The organism is Levilactobacillus sp. HBUAS70063 (assembly GCF_038374745.1).
Taxonomy (GTDB): domain Bacteria; phylum Bacillota; class Bacilli; order Lactobacillales; family Lactobacillaceae; genus Levilactobacillus.
Genome location: NZ_JBANSM010000004.1, coordinates 312551 through 331611, shown reverse-complemented (window position 1 = coordinate 331611; position 19061 = coordinate 312551). Strand labels below are relative to the sequence as shown.

The following is a 19061-nucleotide window of genomic DNA, read 5'->3' as shown; positions in this document are numbered from 1 at the left end:
TGCAGCGCTTACAGTATCCGTATTCATAAATTCCTTTAAGTGTCCTCTATAAATCTGAAAGTTGTTATTTTAAAGGCCGAAAGCGTTGTGGTTAAATTATTTCTAAGGAGAAACAACCAATAGTCACAGAATTTAGTCGCAAAATAGGTACCAGCACTTGTAAAACTCATGCGGAACTACCATGACGATATGGTCCAAACAGATATCTTAATCTCTAAAGGGATTAAGATAAAAATAATACTTCTAGCTACGACTATTACCCTTAAATACATTGCCAATCAGACTCGCGTTAACTTTGTTGTACGCAAAAACCCGTTGCAACTTGATAGCTGCAACGGGTTTTTGGTGATATCTTACCAATACAACAAATTAGCTAAATTAGCGCTAATCGTCCAAGGCTTCAAATTAAGCCTCAACGTATTGATCCAAAATCTTCTTCAATTGATCCTTGGAGTGGTAGCCCACGATGGAGTCGACCACTTGGCCGTCCTTCTTAACCAATAAGGTAGGAATACTCATGATGCCAAAGGATTGGGGCGTGTTGGGGTTGGCGTCAACGTCCATCTTATTAAAGGTAACGTTGTCCATTTCCTCAGCTAATTGTTCGACCACTGGGGATTGCATCCGACAAGGCCCACACCACGTTGCCCAAAAGTCAGTCAGGGTAACGCCCTTAGCAGTATCTTGTTCAAAGGTTTTGTCCGTTGTTTCCGTAACCATTGTATTGCCTCCCTATCAAATTCATAATTTAACTACCAGCAGCATGCCATTGTTGCTTCATTACTTAGTCTACCAGACTTGGCTAAAATCACAACTAAGTTGCTTACAATCTAATTGTCGCTTTATTTAAAACGAACGACCGTGGACCCATCGCCCCCGGCATTGGCGGGTGAAAAACCAAAACTCTTGATGCGGTTGTTCCGCTTCAGGTAGTTCGTGACCCCTTTACGCAGGGCACCGGTCCCCTTCCCGTGAATAATCGTCACGGACGGGTAACCCGCCAGCAGCGCAGAGTCGATATAGCGGTCCACCTCGGCCATAGCCTCTTCGTAACGGTGGCCTCGCAAATCCAGGGTCGGCGACATGCCACTCGACCCCGAACGCCGAACGGACGCCCGCGGTTGCTTCTTACTCTTGGCGGGGTCCTTGGCCTTTTCCAGGTCGTTATTGGCAATCTTCATCTTCAAGATGCCCAGTTGAACCTCCCAGTGGTCGTCATCCAGCTGCTGCATCAGGACGCCCGTTTGACCGTAAGACTTGACCAGCACGCTATCTCCCTTATGGAAGTCGTGCTTGGACTTTTCACGCCGCAAGACCCGGTTCTTCTGGAGCTTGGTGTCCTGCTGCAAGGCGTTCAACGCCCCTTGCGCGGCAATCAATTCGTCTTCCTTGACCACGCTCTTCCCGGCGGCCAGTTGCTTCTTGCGCAGATCGGAAATGATCTGGTTGGCGCGCTTCCGGGATTCGTCGACCAAGCGATTGGCGTCGCGTTTGGCATCGGCCATCAACTGATTCTTCTGTTGCTGGTACTGTTCAAATTGCTTCTGCAGTTGGTCGTGCAACTCGTTAGCGTTCTTTAATTGCGCCTGAAGTTCTGCCGCATCGCGATCGGCGTGGCGTTTCTGCTCCGTCAGGTCACTGATCATGGCGTTCAAGTCCTGACTATCCTGATCGGTCAAGCCGCGCGCCGCATCGATCACCTGCGAAGGCATCCCCAGCCGCGAGGCAATGTCTAAGGCATTACTCCGCCCTGGAATCCCAATCAACAGGTGATACGTAGGCTGGAGGGTCTCGCCGTTAAATTCCATGCTGGCGTTGATCGTATCGGGCCGGTTGTAACCGTAGGCCTTCAATTCCGGATAGTGGGTGGAAGCCATCACGTAGCTGCCCAACGTCCCAATCTCATCCAAAATGGCAATCGCCAAGGCGGCCCCTTCTTGTGGGTCGGTCCCGGCACCCAATTCATCGACGACGATGAGGCTGCGTTCGTCGGCCTGTTTCAGAATCGCCACGATGTTTTCCATGTGACCCGAGAAAGTACTCAGGCTTTGTTCGATGGACTGTTCATCCCCGATATCGGCAAAGATATCATCGAAGACGCCAATCACACTGTTTTCGTTGGCCGGAATAAACAACCCGGATTGCCCCATGAGTTGAACCAGGGCCAACGTCTTTAAGGTAATCGTCTTCCCACCGGTGTTCGGCCCGGTCACGATGATGGCCTTGTAGTCGCGACCAATCGTGATGTCGTTAGCGACCACTTTCTTCTGGTCGATCAACGGGTGCCGCGCCTGCCGCAGGTTAACCTGATTGTCCAGCGATAGCTTTGGTTCGCTAGCCTTAATCTGATGGGCGTAGCGCGCCTTGGCGTTCACGAAGTCAAAGTGCCCCAACAATTCGGCGTTACGTAGGATTTCATCCTGGTAAGGTTCCAGTAGCGCCGTCAGTTCGGCTAAGATGCGTTGTTCCTCGTGACGTTCGTCGATTTGATTTTGCCGCAAACGGTTGTTCAGGCCCACGACGGCTTGGGGTTCGATGAATAACGTTTGTCCACTGGCACTCTGGTCGTGGACGATTCCCCCGAAGCGTTGCTTGTATTCGGCCCGCACCGGAATCACGTAGCGGTCGTCTCTGATCGTCACGATGGTTTCACTCAGATACTTGGCGTCCTTGCCCCGGGTGTACTGGTCCATGGCGCTCCGAATGGCCGCCTCGGTCTGCGTAATGTGTTGGCGAATCTGCCGCAGCGCCGGTGAGGCCTCATCGGTAATGTGACCATCGCCCTCCAGCGAGGTTCGCAACCGCCGCGTCACCTCGGGCAAGGTCACCAGTTCCTTGACGACCCGGTCCAACCGGCGTAAATCAATTTCCTTATCCGCCAAGTCTCGGAAGAACTTGACCACGGAACCGGTCGTCCATAAGACCCGGCTAATCTGCGCCAGTTCCAGGCCGTTCAAGGCGGCCTCCATGGCTAGCCGGTGTAAATGCGGCCGGATATCATCCAATTTAGGTAACGGAATCCCATTTTCTAAGCGGTAAATGTCCGCCCCATCCTTGGTTTCATCGAGCCAGATTTGGAGTTGCTTGACGTTGTCCGTCGGCTGTAACTCATTCAACTCGTGTTGGCCAGCCGCCGAGACTAAATAACCGCGTAAAGCCTGCTTAATGCGGTCGTACTCCATAATTTTTAATGTTTTTTGATTCATAGGACGCTCCTCTCTAACGAGTCGTCAGAATTAATGTTCGGTCAGCCACCAGTTGTAGACCTGCTTCGATAGGACCGGCGTTTGCTTGACGATCCACTGGGCCACCGGTGACGTTTGATAGCTGTCCTGAAAGCCTTTGACCGGCAACAGGATCAGTAAGTTTAAGATTAAAAAGATCACCACGTAACGAATGACGAGGTTGATGAGGCCCCCGGCCAGCGAGTTCATCTGGTGAATCACGGGAAGCCAGGTCACCTTGTTGACACCATAGGCGATGCGGTGAACGATGAAGAAGCCCACCGTCAAGATGGCCGAAAATGCCAAGCCATTCAGGAAGAAACTACTGCTCTGGGCGGCCGTTACCGCACTCGCCGAGCTGTTCAGTGATAAATTGCCAATGAATTGACCAATCCCGGTCGCTAGTGGTTTCGCGAAGACCCGGGCCGCAATCCACACGACGATATAGCCAATCGTGTTGAGCACTTGTAGCACCAGTCCTCGACGGTAACCCCGGCGAAAACCGAAGATCAAAATCACGAGAATAATTAGACTTAAAACCAAACTATTCCCCCGTTTCCGGTGAATCGGACGTCGCCGCCGACTGCGCTTGGTCCGCATCGTCTTGCGCCGCGGCCAGCTTTAATTGGTCGGAGATGGCGTTAAAGGCCATCAGAATGGCGGCGTCTTCCTTCGACAGGTTGGGCGATAATTGCTTTAATTGCGTGAATTGTTGATTGAGCACTTCAGTCACCGCACGCATGTGTTCATCGGAGGTCTGGCCCACAATCGTGTAGGTTTTCCCGGCGATGACGGCTTTGAAGCGGTGTGTCTGTTCCGTCATTTCTCATTCCCCCTGATCTCGCATTGCGGTCGCGCGTGGGGTGCAACCCGCGCTGAAAAAATGGTTAAGTTGACCACAATGCACAATACTTTATTTTACCATTACTTCCCATCACCTTGCACCCTTTACGACTCGCTGACGCCTAATTTCATCGCAAACAAAAAAGAGCGGAAGTCCTCCGCCCTTTCATCTTCGCCATGACTAGCCTTGCTTACCAGCGTTAGGATCGATCGTCCCGTCTGCTAAGAAGGTGTTTAATACGGATTCAACCATATCCCACTCCTCATCGGATTCGATCAATTGTAAATCGCCACCGGATGGGTTGGCTGGATCATCGTCAGCTGGTAAAGCGTAGGCTTGGATATCGACTTCTTCATCCTCGCTCTTGCCGGCTGGGTAAATCAAAATGTAGGACTTACCAAAGTCGTCGGATTCAAAGGTAAATAAGACATCGTATAACTCTTCGTTGCCATTTTCATCAACTAATGTGATTTGTTCTTGGTCGTCGTTCATGGGAAACCTCACTTTTCTCGGGTTAATTTACCCTGCCGATCTAAATAGTTCTGCAGAATTAACCCGGCTGCTAATTTATCAATTACTTTTTTCCGTTTGCGGCGTGACGTATCAGCCTGTTCCACTAACATACGCTCCGCCTCTACGGTTGTCAACCGTTCGTCTTCGAAGTCAACAGGCAAATGGAACCGTTCCGTCAACATCTCGCCGTACCGTTTAGAAGCCGCGGCCCGCGGGCCTAACGAATTGTTCATATTCTTAGGTAAGCCGACCACAAAGCCGCCGACCTCGTGTTCACTGACCAGTTCGGCCACACGATCCAACCCAAAAGCCTCGGACGCTTCATCTATAGGAATGATTTCGACCCCCTGAGCCGTCCAGCCCAGAGCATCGCTAATGGCAATCCCTACCGTACGTGAACCAACATCTAACCCCATTAATTTCATGAAGGCTTCACCGATCCATTCTGATTCAAGTAAACGCGCACCAATTCTTCAATAATCTCGTCGCGCTCATGCTTACGAATCAGATTCCGCGCATCGTTAATTCGCGGAATGTAGGCAGGATCGCCTGATAGTAGGTAGCCGACAATCTGATTAATTGGGTTATAACCCTTTTCTTCTAGTGCTTGATAAACCGTTACCAGTGTATCATGGACGTCCTTTGGCTGGTTAGCGTCAAAGTCGAAATACATCGTTTTGTCTAATGAACTCACTATAAAACACCCCCGCGCTTCCTCACTTAGCCTCAATTTTACTCGATAATCTGCCAAACTACAACGACCGATACCTAATGTAATCTATTCGTAATACTGGCATGACCGAGGGAGCCGCCCATACTGGACCGCTCCCTCTTTATTATACACGTTTAATTGTTTACATGAGCCGATTGGCTTGGCACCTGCTGCCTAAACGAACCGTCAGCTCGCGCTTAATCCTGGTCTTTCAACCAGTCAACCGCTGCAGTCATGGCATCTGGTAAGCCCGCGGGGTTCTTCCCACCGGCTTGAGCCAGGTTCGGCCGACCGCCGCCACCACCGTTAATCTTAGGGGCGATGGCCTTGATGAGGTCGCCGGCCTTGACCTGCTTTTGTTTGTCGGCACTGACGGCAACAATCAGGTTGGCCTTGCCGTTCACTTCGGCACCCAGAACCAAGACATCGGAGAGCGCTTGGTCCCGCCAAGTATCAGCTAAGGCCCGCAGTTGGTCCATCTTGGAGACCTGAACCGTCCCACTGATCAGCTTGTAGTTGCCGGCTTCAGTGACTTGGTCAAAGACCGCACTGGCCTCTTGACTGGCTAACTTGCCTTCTAAGGCCGCCTGCTTCTGTTCTAAGCTCTTTACCTGGGCTTGGAGGCTAGTGACCTTCTGTTCGATTTCCGTGTCCTGAGTGACCTTTAAATCACCGGCTACGGCGTCCAGAATTTCACTGCGCCCTTGCAGGTAGTGGTAAGCGGCAGCGGAGGTCACGGCTTCGATCCGCCGAACACCAGCACCGACGCCGGATTCAGAGGTAATCTTGAACAAGCCAATCTCGTTGGTGTTCTTGACGTGGTTCCCACCACAGAATTCCGTAACGAAATCGCCGGCGCTAACGACCCGGACAACCTTACCGTACTTCTCGCTAAACAGCGCAATGGCGCCCATCTTCTTGGCGGACTCGATATCCGTTTCCACCGTGGTAACGGGGAGTTCGGCGAAAATCTTTTCGTTCACGATGGCTTCGGCCTTGGCTAGATCGGCGGGATCGACTTGCCCGAAGTGGGTAAAGTCAAAGCGCAGATAGTCGCCCTCAACCAATGAACCGGCCTGTTGGGTGTGTTCGCCAAAGACTTCGCGTAACGCCTTATCCAACAAGTGGGTCGCGGTATGGTTCTTTTCGACCTTGCTGTGGAACTTCCGGTCAACCTTCAGACTGTACGTCGTGCCCTTCTTCAAGGGCGCCACCACCGTCAGCGTATGCAGGTTCTGACCGTTAGGGGCGTGTTGAACGTCCGCCACGTGAGCGACCACGTGACCGTCGAGATCGTAAATATCTCCCTTGTCGGCCACTTGCCCACCCATTTCGGCATAGAACGGCGTGGTATCAAACATGGCTTCCGCCGTGCCGCTCGTGGCTTCATCGGCCAACTGGTCATCGACGACCAACTCGGTCAACTTGCTCTGCGTTTCCAGTTGCGTATACCCGACGTATTGGCTCGGTGTCTTTACGTTGATGAGCAGATCGTGTTGGAGTCCCATGGCCTTTTGCTTACCGCGGGCGTTCCGGGCACGATCCTTTTGCTTTTGCATTTCGGCCTTGAAGCCGTCTTCGTCGACCGTAATGCCCTGATCGTCGGCGTATTCCTCGGTCAATTCAACCGGGAAGCCGTACGTATCGTAGAGCTTGAAGGCATCGGGGCCGGCAATCTGACTGCCGCCCTGCTTCTTCAAATCGGCGATTAGGCTGTTCAGCAGGTTCAGCCCGCCATCCAGCGTTTCGCCAAACCGGTCTTCTTCGGAACGGACGACCTTGGCAATGTAGTCGCTTTGCTTCAACACGTCTGGGTAGTAGGATTGCATAATCTTACCCACGACTGGGACTAATTGGTCCAGGAAGGCCCCTTCGATCCCCAGCTTTTGACCGTTGACGATGGCCCGCCGGATTAAGCGACGGATCACGTAGCCCCGGCCTTCGTTACCAGGCAACGCACCGTCACCGATGGCAAACGTAATCGCTCTGGCGTGGTCAGCAATCACCTTGAAGGACACGTCGTCTTCGTGGTTGGCGCCGTACTTCTTGCCCGCACTCAATTCCGCCGTCTTTTCGATGATTGGTAAGAACAGGTCGGTTTCGAAATTGGTCTTGGCATTTTGGAAAATGGAAACGACCCGTTCCAGACCCATCCCCGTATCAATGTTCTTCCGGGGAAGTGGCTTGTAAGTACCATCCGGTTCGTGGTTGAACTGGGAGAAGACGATGTTCCAGACTTCGAGGTAGCGTTCGTTTTCACCACCGGGATAGTTCTCGGGGTCATCGGCGGCTAAATTGTTGAAAGATTCGCCCCGGTCATAGAAGATTTCGGAGTCCGGACCAGAAGGCCCCTCACCGATATCCCAGAAGTTATCTTCCACAGCAATGATGTGGTCGGGGGCCACACCGGCGGCTTCCCAATCCTTCTTAGCATCCGTATCCTTAGGGTAGACCGTCATGTAAAGCTTATCGGGATCCCAACCGAACCAATCCGGCGAGGTCAACAGTTCCCAGGCCCAGGTGATGGCTTCTTTCTTGAAATAATCACCCACGGAGAAGTTCCCGAGCATTTCAAACAGCGTGTGGTGCCGCGCGGTCTTCCCCACGTTTTCAATATCGTTGGTCCGAATACTCTTCTGTGAACTGGTCAACCGTGGATTCTCCGGAACCACTTGGCCGGAGAAATACTTCTTCATCGTGGCAACCCCGGAGTTGATCCACAGTAAAGATGGATCATCCTTGGGCACTAACGATGCGCTGGGTTCGATGGTGTGCCCCTTAGACTTGAAGAAGTCCAGGTACATCTGACGAATCTGACTACTACTTAGCTCTTTCATCTCTAAATACCTCCAAAAAAGTATAAAAAACACCGTTGCCCGTAAAGACGCCGAAGCGCGGTACCACTTTACTTGCAACGATGTTTTAATCGTTTACCTCTTAAACTCATAACGCTGAGTCGCGATGAAACCGAGGGAGCGCCAGTGACCAACCCACTCGTTTTTCACAGCAACCAAAACGTTTCTGAAAATCGGCGGATCACGGTATATCCTCGCATGAATTATTTAAATGTCCATTAGAAATTATAGGTGGCGACCGCCGCCTTGTCAATCAAGGTTTCCGATTAACCGGAATTCTTAACTAACCACCCAGCGACCAGTTGGAACCCATCGCAAAATCTTATTGGTAACGGTCGGACTCGCGCTTCCGCCGCTTCCGTTCGTTCCGGGCACTCTGCCGGGCAGCGACCCGCTTTTCCTGATCCTTGCGCCGGTGAATTTCTTGCTTAATCTGATGCTTGTAGCCCGGTTTGATCTTCTTTTTCTTCTTCATCACGTAGCCAATCAATGACGGATCGAGCTTTTCCGTACTCTTGTTTCGCTTGGTTCGGCGGTTCCGGTCGTACGAGTCCACGATCTCACCGTTGCTAATCCGCTTGGGCTGGAACTTGATGCCCATAGCTTCGATCTCGGAAATCTTGGCTTCCTCATCCGGTGAGTATAGGGTAATCGCCGTTCCCGGCATCCCCTGACGTCCCGTCCGACCAACGCGGTGCACGAAGAAGTCCAGGTCTTCTGGAATATCATCGTTGATGACGTGGGAGACTCCTTCGATATCGATTCCCCGAGCCGCCAAATCGGTAGCCACGACGAATTGATACTGCAGATTCTTCACTTCACGCATGACCCGCTTCCGTTCCCGTGGCTTGATGCCCCCATGAATCATGGCGACCTTTAACCCTTGGGCCTTTAAGAAGTCATTGATCTGTTCGACCCGCGTCTTGGTGTTGGCAAAGATTAGGACCAGGTAGGGTTCCCCCATGGTAATCAGCTGTAAGATCAGTTGATTCCGGTTCTGCCCCTTGGTGGAGATCAGCCAGTTGTCAATGGTTGGTGAAATCACCGTGGTCGTTGGAATCTCTTCAATGACCGGATGATTCATGTATTTCCGTAAGAACGGATCGAGCCGTTGCGGAATTGTCGCGGAGAACACCATCATCTGGAGGTTCTTCGGCATGCGCCCAGCAATCTTATCGACCTGGTCCAAAAAGCCCAGGTCCAACGTCATATCCGCCTCATCCACGACAAATTGCCGGGTGGTGTGCACGTCGAGGGCTTGGGATTGGATCAAATCCAATACCCGCCCCGGCGTCCCAATCACCAGTTGGGGTTGGTAGTGTCGCAGCTTGCTGACCTGACGCTGCTTGTCGGTCCCCCCGACGTAGTTACCGATCCGAATCTCGAATGGTGCTTCGGCGGCTAATTGTTCCGCGGCCGTGTGAATCTGGTACGCCAGCTCCCGGCTGGGCGTGGTAATCACGGCCTGCACCTGATTTTCAGAGGTTAATTGGTTAAAAATGGGCAATAGGAAAGTGTGGGTCTTCCCGCTCCCAGTTTGGGATTGGCCCACGACATCCTTCCCGGCCGCAATGGTCGGAATTAATTTAGCCTGCACAGCGGTGGGCTTGGTAAACCCAATCTTCTGTAACGCCGTCATTAAGTACGGCTGCAGGTTGAACCCTTTAAAATTTTCGGTCATTCATTTTCTCCTTTGTATTGCGCCACCAACTCATCGAGTTCGTGAACGACTTGATCGATCTCGGCTTGGTCCTTCGCCCCGGCACCACTGGCCAGTGCGTGACCGCCACCGCCGTGGGCCTTCGCTAATTCGTTAATGGACGGCCCCTTGGAGCGCAAACGAATCCGATACGTGTGGTCCTTGGACTCCACGAAGATAGCCCACGCCACGACAGACGTGATCTTACCGGGTAACGGCACGATGGCGGACGTCGAATCGCCCTCGCCTAAGCCAAAGGGTTCGATCACCTCGTCGCTCAGCTTGAGGTAGGCCGCCCCACTCGGTAGGATCTCCAGATTTTGATAAACGTACGCCGACAACTTGGCCACGGCGGGGGACACCTCGTCCTCGGCTTGATTAACCGCACTGGCCGAGAAGTCATACGCCATTAATTTACCGGCAACGGCCATCGTGTTGGCCGACGTGGCCGGGTACATGAACCGACCCGTATCGCCGACAATTCCGGCATACAGTAACCGCGCGGCATCGGCGGGCATGGTCAGGTCGGCTTCGTTAGCGGCAAACCAATCGTATAACATCTCCGAGGTACTGGACACCTGGTCCACCACCCATTGGAGATCGCCAAAGGCATCCTCGTTAGGGTGATGGTCAATCTTGACCACGGCCTTCCCCGTGGACCAGCGTTCATCATCGACGCGCGGCTGGTTGGCCGTATCGACCACGATGACTAACGCGTCCTGGTAGGCGTCATCGCTGACGTCCTGGTCGGCCTGACCCATCCAGTCAAACCCGGGGTAGTGTTTGCCCACCGCATAAACGGTCTTATCCGGAAAGCTGGTTCGTAAGATGTCTCGTAACGCCAACTGAGCCCCGATACAATCGGGATCTGGCCGTTGGTGTCGATGAATAATGATGGTGTCGTATTTTTTAATTTCTGCTAAAATATCATTTTTAATGCTCATTGTGGTGCTCACCCATTTTCTATCCGATTTTCCAGCGCAATTGCGTTGATACCGCGTTTCAGTATACAAGTTTTACGGGGTAATTTCAAAGGAAGTCTTTCAACGTGGCCCGTCGCCACCGAATAACGGTAGCTTGAGTTCCTCAAACGTTTGTGGCGCCAAGCCCGTCAGTGTAATGCCTAACAGCCGGACCTGCTCGTCGTCGCGGGCCACACCCTGATAAATTTCCAACGCCAACTCGTAGTAGACCGCGGCGTCGTTGGCGATAAAGTCAGATTGCGTCACCCGCTTGGTAATCGTGTTGAACTGGCTGTCCCGTAGCTTGAGAACCAGCGTCTTGCCGTGGCGCTGCTTCTTTTGGACCGTGGCGGCCACCATCTCGGCCAGGCGTTGCAACTGGCTTTCCACCTCACCCGTCGTGGTCAACGGCGGCCCATAGGTGCGCTCCTTACCAATCGACTTACGTTCGCGCTGGTACTCGACCGGCCGTTCATCGATGCCGCGAACCCGCTGGTAGAGCACGTAACCAAATTTACCGAAGTCGTGAATCAGTTCTAACTGGGTGCGCTGATACAGGTCGGCCCCGTTTAGAATCCCCAGTTCATGCATCTTGGGGACGGTCTTCTTCCCCACGCCGCGGAAGCGTTCGATCGGCAACGCCATGAGAAAGTCGTGGGCGTCCTCCGGCAAAATGACGCAGACCCCGGCCGGTTTCCGGAAGTCCGAGGCCTCCTTGGCCAAGAATTTGCTGTAAGAAATCCCGGTGGAACAGGTCAAGTGCGTCTGGTCGAAGATTTCCGCCTGAATGGCGTGGGCCACCTGAACCGCCGAGTGTAAGTGGTGCTTGTTCTCCGTGACGTCCAGGTAGGCTTCGTCAAAGGCAACCGTCTCAATCTTATCGGTATATTCATGAAAAATGGCGTGAATCTGATCGGAAACCTGGCGATAGCGCGGAAAATCCGGCGTCTTAAAGATGGCGTTGGGACAGAGCTTCAGTGCCTCGTTGGCATTCATCGCCGAATGCACCCCGGTCTGTCGGGCAATGTAGTTGGCGGTGGTCACCACGCCACGGCCCCCGGTCTTACGGGGATCCTGGGCCACAATCAACGGGTGGCCCTTGAACGCCGGATGGTCACGCTCCTCAATGGACGCGTAAAAGGCATCCATATCCACATGAATAATTTTACGTTGTGTGAATTTTGCCGCCGGTTGCATCGGACCACCTCCCAGTTTAAACGCATCTTGCCTAAATTATAACCGAACAGACGTTTGTTCTCAACTAAATTTATCCGGGACAAAAAAAGACCGACCCGTATTGAGTCAGTCCTCCAACTCGCCGACAACCCCGTTGCCAGTGAGTCACGTTAAACCTTATTTAGCTGCGTCATCCTTGTCAGCACTGTCGCTATCTGCGGCGGCACTGTCGGCCGTGTCGGCTGAATCATCAGCGGCACTTTCAGCAGGTTGTTCTTCGCTAGTCGCTTCACTCGTTGCTGCGGCAGCTGGTGCCGTAACAGCGGCTGGTGCTTGCGCCGTAACTGAGGAAATCGCCCGTAAGTCAAAGACCAAGTAAATCCCGTCACAATCCAAAGTGACCGTCTTATCGGTTTGATTGATTTCATCAATGACACCGTGTAAGCGACCAATCGTTACCACGTGGTCACCCTTCTTTAACTCGCTCATCATATCACGGTGCTTCTTTTGTTGCTTTTGTTGTGGCCGCAACATCAAGAAGTACATCAGGGCCAAGAAGATAACTAAGATAAAAATTGTAGAATACTGGCTAGCCCCGCCGGCTGCAATTACTAAATTTCCAAACACGTTCGTTCACTCCTTCGTATCGTCTCTACTGAACCACTTTACCAGAACCAAGGGATTCCGTCCAATTATTTCTAAAAGTTCTTGGGATGTTCGGCATTATAACCGTACTTTTCAAACACGGACTCGCGTAATTCTAGTAAATTATCGTCCCAAATGGCTTGCCGGACCCGCTTCATCAGGTTGTGCAGGAAGTACAGGTTATGGTAGCTGGCCAAACGCTGACCGAAGTACTCGTCGGCCTTAAACAAGTGGCGCAGGTAGGCCCGGCTGTAATTCCGGCAGACGTAGCAGTCACACTCGGGGTCCAGCGGCCCGAAGTCATGGGCGTACGCGGCATTCTTCACCACTAGTCGACCCCGGCTGGTCATGCAGGTTCCCTTCCGGCCAATTCGCGTGGGCAAGACGCAATCGAACATGTCCACCCCGCGAATCACGCCGTCAATCAGGGAATCGGCGGTCCCAACGCCCATCAGATAACGGGGCTTGTTCTCGGGCAAGAGTGGTGTGGTAAAGGCCAGCACCCGGTTCATCTCTTCTTTGGATTCACCAACGGACAGTCCACCAATGGAATAGCCCGGAAAGTCCAGGCTGACCAAGTCCTTGGCCGATTGCCGCCGCAAGTCCTCGTAGCCGGCCCCCTGCACAATACCAAATAAGCCTTGGTAGTCGGGATGGGCGTGAGCCTTTAAGCCCCGTTCCGCCCAGCGGCTGGTCCGCTCGACGGATTGCTTGACGTACTCGTAACTTTCGAAAAAGGGCGGGCACTCATCGAGACTCATCATGATGTCTGGCCCCAATTTATTTTCAATATTAATGGCCTTTTCGGGCGATAGGAATAGGCGATCGCCGTTGACTTCATTTCTAAAGTGAACGCCCTCCTCGGTCAGCTTGCGGTGCTTAGATAGCGACCACACCTGAAAGCCCCCGGAATCGGTCAAAATGCCCTTATTCCAGTTCATGAACTTATGCAGCCCCCCGGCCTCTTCGATCAGGTCGGGACCCGGCTGGAGCCACAGGTGATAGGTGTTGGCCAAAATCACCTGAGACCCCATCTCATCGAGTTCATCGGGACTGATATTCTTCACGGTGGCTTGCGTGCCCACCGGCATGAACATCGGCGTCTTAAAGGTGCCGTGTGGGGTAATCAATTCCCCCAACCGGGCGCCCGTATGCTTTTCTGTTTTTAACAGGCGATACTTAATCGCGGGTTCCATGGATCATCCTCCGTTTACTTGATAAACATGGCATCGCCAAAACTAAAGAAGCGATAGCGTTCCTTAATGGCGTGCTGATAGGCGTTAAGAATCTGGTCACGACCGGTAAAGGCCGCTACCAACATGACGAGCGTGGACTTGGGGAGGTGGAAGTTGGTAATAAACGCATCAACCACCTGCCACTGATAACCCGGCTTGATGAAGATATCGGTCCACCCGGAATCGGGCTTAATCTCACCGTGAAATTTACTCCCGATGGTCTCCAGCGTCCGAATCGACGTCGTCCCGGTCGCGATGATCCGCCCCCCATGGGCCCGTACGTCATTCAACGTCTGTGCCGCGGCGGCATCCAGGCGGTAGAATTCGCTGTGCATCTTATGATCGTCGATGTTGGCTTCTTCCACCGGTCGGAAAGTCCCTAATCCCACGTGCAACGTCACGTAAACCAGTTTAACGCCCTTGGCCGCCACTTTGGCCAACAGGTCCTGCGTCCAGTGCAGACCCGCCGTCGGTGCCGCGGCCGAACCGTTTTCCTTGGCGTAGACCGTCTGGTAACGGTCGGGGTCGTCGAGTTTGGCCTTGATGTAAGGCGGCAACGGCATCTCACCGAGTTGTTCCAGAATTTCCATAAAGATACCGGTGTAGTGGAATTCAATCAGGCGAATGCCCTCGTCCCGTTCTTCCGTGATGGTTGCGGTCAGCTGGCCATCGCCAAAGCTGATGACCGTCCCCACGTGCAGGCGTTTGGCGGGCTTCATCAGGGTCTCCCACACATCACCCGCCACGTTATGCAACAACAGGACTTCCACGTGCCCGCCGGTTTCCTCGCGAATCCCGTAGAGTCGCGCGGGCATAACCCGTGAGTCGTTCATGACCACGGCATCCCCCGCGTGGAGTTCATCCAAAATATCGTAGAAATGCTTATCTTCTAAGGTGTGCGCCGTGTGGTCCAACACTAACAAGCGCGACGTGTCCCGCTGCTTAATCGGGGTCTGCGCAATCAGTTCGTGTGGCAAGTCGTAATCAAAATCATCTAAGGTATATCCCATGGTGGTCGCTCCTTTACGCGTTATCCTGATGTGGCATCGGCAATCCTAAGTGGTCATAGCCGGCGGGCGTGACCACGCGGCCGCGCGCCGTACGTTTTAAGTATCCCCGTTGTAAGAGGTACGGCTCATACATGGCCGCCACGGTCTCGGTCTCTTCACCAATGTTGGCCGCCAGCGTGTTTAACCCGACCGGTCCACCATCGTAAAAGTCAATCATGGTGCGGAGTAACTTGATATCGGTCGGGTCCAGTCCCGCCGAATCCACGCGCAATAGCGTCAGCGCGTGGTCCACAATGGCCCGGTCGATGGTGGAATGGTCCGGGGAGACCTCCGCGAAGTCCCGAATTCGCTTGAGCAAGCGGTTCGCAATCCGCGGCGTCCCCCGTGAACGCAGGGCAACCTCGTGGGCGCCTTCCGTGGCAATCGTGGTGTTAAAGATATCGGCGGACCGCTCCACAATCTCTTGTAGGTCGGCCGTCTGGTAGTAGGCCATGTGCTCCACAATGCCGAAGCGATCCCGCAGTGGCGCGGACAGTAGCCCGGCTCGGGTGGTCGCCCCAATCAGCGTAAATGGTGGCAGTGGGAAATGCACGGGATGGGCGGTTGGCCCCTGCCCCACCACGATATCGATGTAAAAGTCTTCCATCGCGGAGTACAGCATTTCTTCAACAATCTTCGGTAGCCGGTGAATTTCGTCAATGAATAGAATATCGCCGGGCTGTAGCTCGTTTAATAGGGCCACGAGGTCTCCCGGCTTTTCGATTGCCGGGCCGCTGGTCGTGCGGATGTGCACGCCCATCTCGTTAGCAATTACCATGGCTAGGGTCGTCTTCCCCAGACCGGGCGGGCCATAGAGTAAGACGTGATCGAGGGATTCCTCGCGTTGCTTAGCCGCCTGAATGTAGACACTGAGCTCGTGTTTGATTGGATCCTGCCCAATGTACTGCGCCAACGTTTGCGGCCGCAGTGATTTTTCGATTGAATCTTCGTTGCTGTCCTCTGGTTCCGGCGATACCAGTCGATCATCAGCCATCATTTAGCCTCCTTTCGGGTTAATCCGTTGCGTTATTTCGTCAGTAAACGTAAGCCTTCACTGAGATAATCGTTGGTCGATTTCCCAGCAAATTGCTTCAACTTCGGCGTCACCTTTTTAACCGCCGCTTCCCGGTACCCCAACGCCGTCAGGGCGGCCAGAGCATCGTCTAACTGCGGGTTGTCCCCGCCAGTCGCGGCAACCTCGGGCGTGAAGAGTTCGCCATCGTCGGCGGGTTCGAGGTCGTCCAACTTGCCCTGAAGGTCCAGGACAATCTGACCGGCCGTCTTCTTCCCCACCCCGGGGAACTTCGTTAAGAAACTCACGTCATTGGTCCGGATGGCCTGCATCAGCCCTTGATGGTCCGGATTGGCCAGAATGGCCAGCGCACTCTTGGGCCCGATGCCGTTAACGTTGATGAGTTTTAAGAATAATTGCTTTTCCGCGAAGTCTTGGAACCCATAGAGGGTCTGCGCCGTATCGCTCACGGCTTGGTAGACGTAAATGGTAACGGCCTTCGAAGCGACCTGATACCGGTAGGGGTTGGCCGTATTGACCAGGTACCCCACCCCATTGACGTCGACCACCACATGGTCCGGGTACACCGCGGCAATGACACCGTGAAGGTATTCATACATGACCGGTTTAATCTCCTTTAAGAAAACGTATGTTTGCTTTTTAAATTGTACCATATTCGCCACAGATCTGCAGTGAAATTGTGTGGTCATCCGGGCAAGGGTCTATTCGCCCCAGTCGTCGCCGCTATGGTGCGGATCCTGAATTCGTTTGAACAGCTTCTCCAAGTCCTGATCCGTCAGGTGAACCAAGACCGGCCGCCCGTGTGGACAGTTGAAGGGATTCTCGGCCGTCGCCAGCTTCTTCAAAAGCGCGCGGGCCTGCTGATCGTCCAAGTGATGATTGGCCTTAATCGCCCGTTTGCAGCTCATCATGATGGCCGTCTTCTCGCGGAACGCCGCCACCGAGATCTTACCGTCCTTTAAGACCCAGTCCACCATTTCCTTGAGGGTATCGGTCTCCTGACCGGCCTTGAACCACGTCGGATGCTCGTGGACGATGAAACTATTCGGGCCAAAGGCTTCCAGATGAACGCCCACGCTATTCAGCGTGTCGATGTGATTGCTGAGCTCCAAGACATCGGTGGTCGGATAATCCAAGACGATGGGCACCAACAATTTCTGCTCGTCGTCACTGACCTCGCCGATGGCCTGACGATAAAACTCGTAGTTCACGCGTTCCTGAGCGGCGTGCTGGTCAATCAGATACAGGCCATCATCGGCCTCCGCCAGCAAGTAGGTGCCGTGCACCTGACCTAGGTAGCGCAGTTCGGGGAAGCGTTGCGGCTGGGCTTCCGTCAGCTGAGTGGCTTGCGGTTGCGGCGTGGTTGGCGCGGCGACCGCGGGTTGTTCGGCCGCCGATTCGCGTCCACCGCCCAGCGGCGCCGCGGGCTGTTCCGTTTGGTATTTCGCGTCAAACGCCTGCATGGCCGGTAGCTGGAAGTCCGTGCGCTGATGAACCACCACCGGCTCAACCGGCACTTCTTCCGGCGTCTGTAAAGGTTGCGGACCAGCGTTAGTGGGGGCCGGCGTTGGCGCCGCGGCGACCGGTTGCTGAGCCGCCGAACTGGACATCTCATACTTCGTGGACGCGTCGTTTAACGCCATCGTCAGTTGGTCGGTGGCCGGCTCCGCGGTCTTTTGCTGCGGCAACTCGTTGAACACGTCCGGAATGAGATTTTCGGTCGACAAGCGTTTGAAGACCGTCTCCTGAATCAGCTGCGTCAGCTCCGGCTCCTGGCTAATACGGACCTCCTGCTTCGTGGGGTGAACGTTCACATCCACGAGCAGCGGGTCCATCCGAATGTCCAGCACGGCCAGAGGGTACCGGCCCACCATCAGCTTCGACCCGTACCCGGCAATCAGCGCCTTACTCAACTGAAAGTTGTGGATGTATCGCCCGTTAAGCAGTAGCGAAATGTACTGGCGGCTGGCTCGCGTCAATTCCGGGAGGCTGACATAGCCCGTCACCTTGAAGTCCGGGTTGGACCCGTTGATCGCCACCATCTTCCGAGCGCTCTGAACGCCATAGATGCCGGCAATCACCTGCTGGAGATCGCCTCGGCCGGCCGTGCGGGTGAGCTCGCGACCGTTGTGTACCAGCGAAAAGGCGATGTCCGGGTAGCTCAGCGCGAGGCGGTTGACGATGTCGGTAATCCGGGCTAATTCCGTGGCCGGCGACTTCAAGTATTTCAGACGCGCCGGCACGTTTCCAAACAGGTCTTTAACCGTGACCGTGGTCCCCTTGCGTGCCGCGGCGGCGGTGTGTTCCTTGATGATGCCGCCAACGTTATGAATCAACGTGCCCACGCCACCGGTCGAGGTGGTCAGCGTCACATCCGCCACGGACGCGATACTGGGCAAAGCTTCACCCCGGAACCCCAGGGACTTGATGCGAAAGAGATCCTTGCGATCGGTGATCTTACTGGTAGCGTGTCGTTTGAAGGCCATCTCGGTGTCCTCATCGGCAATGCCATCGCCATCGTCAACCACCGAAATCCGCTGTAAACCAGCCTCTTCCACGGTGATATCAATCTGTTTGCTGTGGGCATCGACGGCGTTTTCGACCAGTTCCTTGACCACGGATGCGGGCCGTTCAACCACTTCACCCGCGGCAATTTGGTCGGCCAGTACCGACGCTAGTTCATGAATTTTAGGCATGTCCGCCCCATCCTTTCTGTCATATTTCTACTGCTGCTTTTATATCACCTATTATGTCTGTATGGAAACACTTGTACGATTCTATACGGTGTAAAGCCGGTACCTACGCCTGCCAGAAGTTCCGCCTGCTGTGGGGACCGCCTGCAGCCAAAGACCGGGCTTCCGGCTCGCTTGGAAGCCTCACCAAGACCGTGAGTCTTCCAAGTCGTCCCACCCAGTAACCCGGCAAAAAACGCCGACTAACTGGGTCGACACAGCTGGCTCCACTCCTGGCGATCTCCGGCAAGATAGTGGTTACCATGAAATCCACGTTAAACCAAGCTGTCATAACATTTATCAATCGCTGTCGATGCTTTCTCGTCATAACCGTGAATAAACGATAAGGCAATCATCCCAAACAGGTTTGGATGAACATGAG

At 53.9% G+C, this 19061-nt stretch carries 17 protein-coding genes; all 17 read right to left on the bottom strand.

Features of this window, described 5'->3' with window-relative positions; translation table 11 throughout:
• Nucleotides 1-405: 405 nt before the first annotated feature.
• Nucleotides 406-720 (bottom strand): thioredoxin, encoded by a 315-nt coding sequence (gene trxA, locus V8I28_RS08370; RefSeq protein WP_341779658.1) that lies wholly within the window; start codon nucleotides 718-720, stop codon nucleotides 406-408.
• A 122-nt stretch (nucleotides 721-842) separates the two neighbouring features.
• Nucleotides 843-3206, bottom strand: a complete 2364-nt coding sequence (locus V8I28_RS08365) for an endonuclease MutS2 (protein WP_341779657.1) — start codon at nucleotides 3204-3206, stop codon at nucleotides 843-845.
• 30 nt (nucleotides 3207-3236) lie between these two features.
• Nucleotides 3237-3767 carry a CvpA family protein gene (locus V8I28_RS08360; RefSeq protein WP_341779656.1) on the bottom strand — a complete coding sequence of 177 codons (531 nt, stop codon included), beginning with the start codon at nucleotides 3765-3767 and terminating at the stop codon, nucleotides 3237-3239.
• A 1-nt stretch (nucleotide 3768) separates the two neighbouring features.
• Nucleotides 3769-4047 (bottom strand): cell division protein ZapA, encoded by a 279-nt coding sequence (locus V8I28_RS08355; RefSeq protein ID WP_341779655.1) that lies wholly within the window; start codon nucleotides 4045-4047, stop codon nucleotides 3769-3771.
• 201 nt (nucleotides 4048-4248) lie between these two features.
• Nucleotides 4249-4560 (bottom strand): DUF1292 domain-containing protein, encoded by a 312-nt coding sequence (locus V8I28_RS08350; protein WP_057733584.1) that lies wholly within the window; start codon nucleotides 4558-4560, stop codon nucleotides 4249-4251.
• Between the two features lie 8 nt (nucleotides 4561-4568).
• Nucleotides 4569-5006, bottom strand: coding sequence for a Holliday junction resolvase RuvX (gene ruvX, locus V8I28_RS08345; protein ID WP_341779654.1), 438 nt, complete (start codon nucleotides 5004-5006; stop codon nucleotides 4569-4571).
• Nucleotides 5003-5275, bottom strand: coding sequence for an IreB family regulatory phosphoprotein (locus V8I28_RS08340; RefSeq protein WP_341779653.1), 273 nt, complete (start codon nucleotides 5273-5275; stop codon nucleotides 5003-5005). Before V8I28_RS08340 ends, ruvX begins: the two co-directional genes overlap by 4 nt.
• A gap of 215 nt (nucleotides 5276-5490) precedes the next feature.
• Nucleotides 5491-8130, bottom strand: a complete 2640-nt coding sequence (gene alaS / locus V8I28_RS08335; RefSeq protein WP_341779651.1) for an alanine--tRNA ligase — start codon at nucleotides 8128-8130, stop codon at nucleotides 5491-5493.
• A 340-nt stretch (nucleotides 8131-8470) separates the two neighbouring features.
• Nucleotides 8471-9829, bottom strand: coding sequence for a DEAD/DEAH box helicase (locus V8I28_RS08330; protein WP_341779650.1), 1359 nt, complete (start codon nucleotides 9827-9829; stop codon nucleotides 8471-8473).
• Nucleotides 9826-10791 (bottom strand): DHH family phosphoesterase, encoded by a 966-nt coding sequence (locus tag V8I28_RS08325; RefSeq protein ID WP_341779649.1) that lies wholly within the window; start codon nucleotides 10789-10791, stop codon nucleotides 9826-9828. The genes V8I28_RS08330 and V8I28_RS08325 overlap by 4 nt, the downstream gene beginning before the upstream one ends.
• A gap of 99 nt (nucleotides 10792-10890) precedes the next feature.
• Complete coding sequence (dinB, locus tag V8I28_RS08320) at nucleotides 10891-12006, bottom strand: DNA polymerase IV (RefSeq protein ID WP_341779648.1); 1116 nt, start codon at nucleotides 12004-12006, stop codon at nucleotides 10891-10893.
• 156 nt (nucleotides 12007-12162) lie between these two features.
• A complete protein-coding gene (gene yajC, locus V8I28_RS08315; RefSeq protein WP_341779647.1) occupies nucleotides 12163-12612 on the bottom strand; it encodes a preprotein translocase subunit YajC in 450 nt (149 codons plus the stop codon).
• 71 nt (nucleotides 12613-12683) lie between these two features.
• Nucleotides 12684-13826 carry a tRNA guanosine(34) transglycosylase Tgt gene (gene tgt, locus V8I28_RS08310; protein WP_341779646.1) on the bottom strand — a complete coding sequence of 381 codons (1143 nt, stop codon included), beginning with the start codon at nucleotides 13824-13826 and terminating at the stop codon, nucleotides 12684-12686.
• A gap of 14 nt (nucleotides 13827-13840) precedes the next feature.
• Nucleotides 13841-14875: a tRNA preQ1(34) S-adenosylmethionine ribosyltransferase-isomerase QueA gene (gene queA / locus V8I28_RS08305; RefSeq protein ID WP_341779645.1), complete on the bottom strand. Its 1035-nt coding sequence runs from the start codon at nucleotides 14873-14875 to the stop codon at nucleotides 13841-13843.
• A gap of 13 nt (nucleotides 14876-14888) precedes the next feature.
• Nucleotides 14889-15908 (bottom strand): Holliday junction branch migration DNA helicase RuvB, encoded by a 1020-nt coding sequence (gene ruvB / locus V8I28_RS08300; RefSeq protein ID WP_341779644.1) that lies wholly within the window; start codon nucleotides 15906-15908, stop codon nucleotides 14889-14891.
• 32 nt (nucleotides 15909-15940) lie between these two features.
• Nucleotides 15941-16546 carry a Holliday junction branch migration protein RuvA gene (ruvA, locus tag V8I28_RS08295; RefSeq protein WP_341779643.1) on the bottom strand — a complete coding sequence of 202 codons (606 nt, stop codon included), beginning with the start codon at nucleotides 16544-16546 and terminating at the stop codon, nucleotides 15941-15943.
• Nucleotides 16547-16648: 102 nt separating this feature from the next.
• Nucleotides 16649-18643 carry a DNA mismatch repair endonuclease MutL gene (gene mutL / locus V8I28_RS08290; protein WP_341779642.1) on the bottom strand — a complete coding sequence of 665 codons (1995 nt, stop codon included), beginning with the start codon at nucleotides 18641-18643 and terminating at the stop codon, nucleotides 16649-16651.
• Nucleotides 18644-19061: the final 418 nt, after the last annotated feature.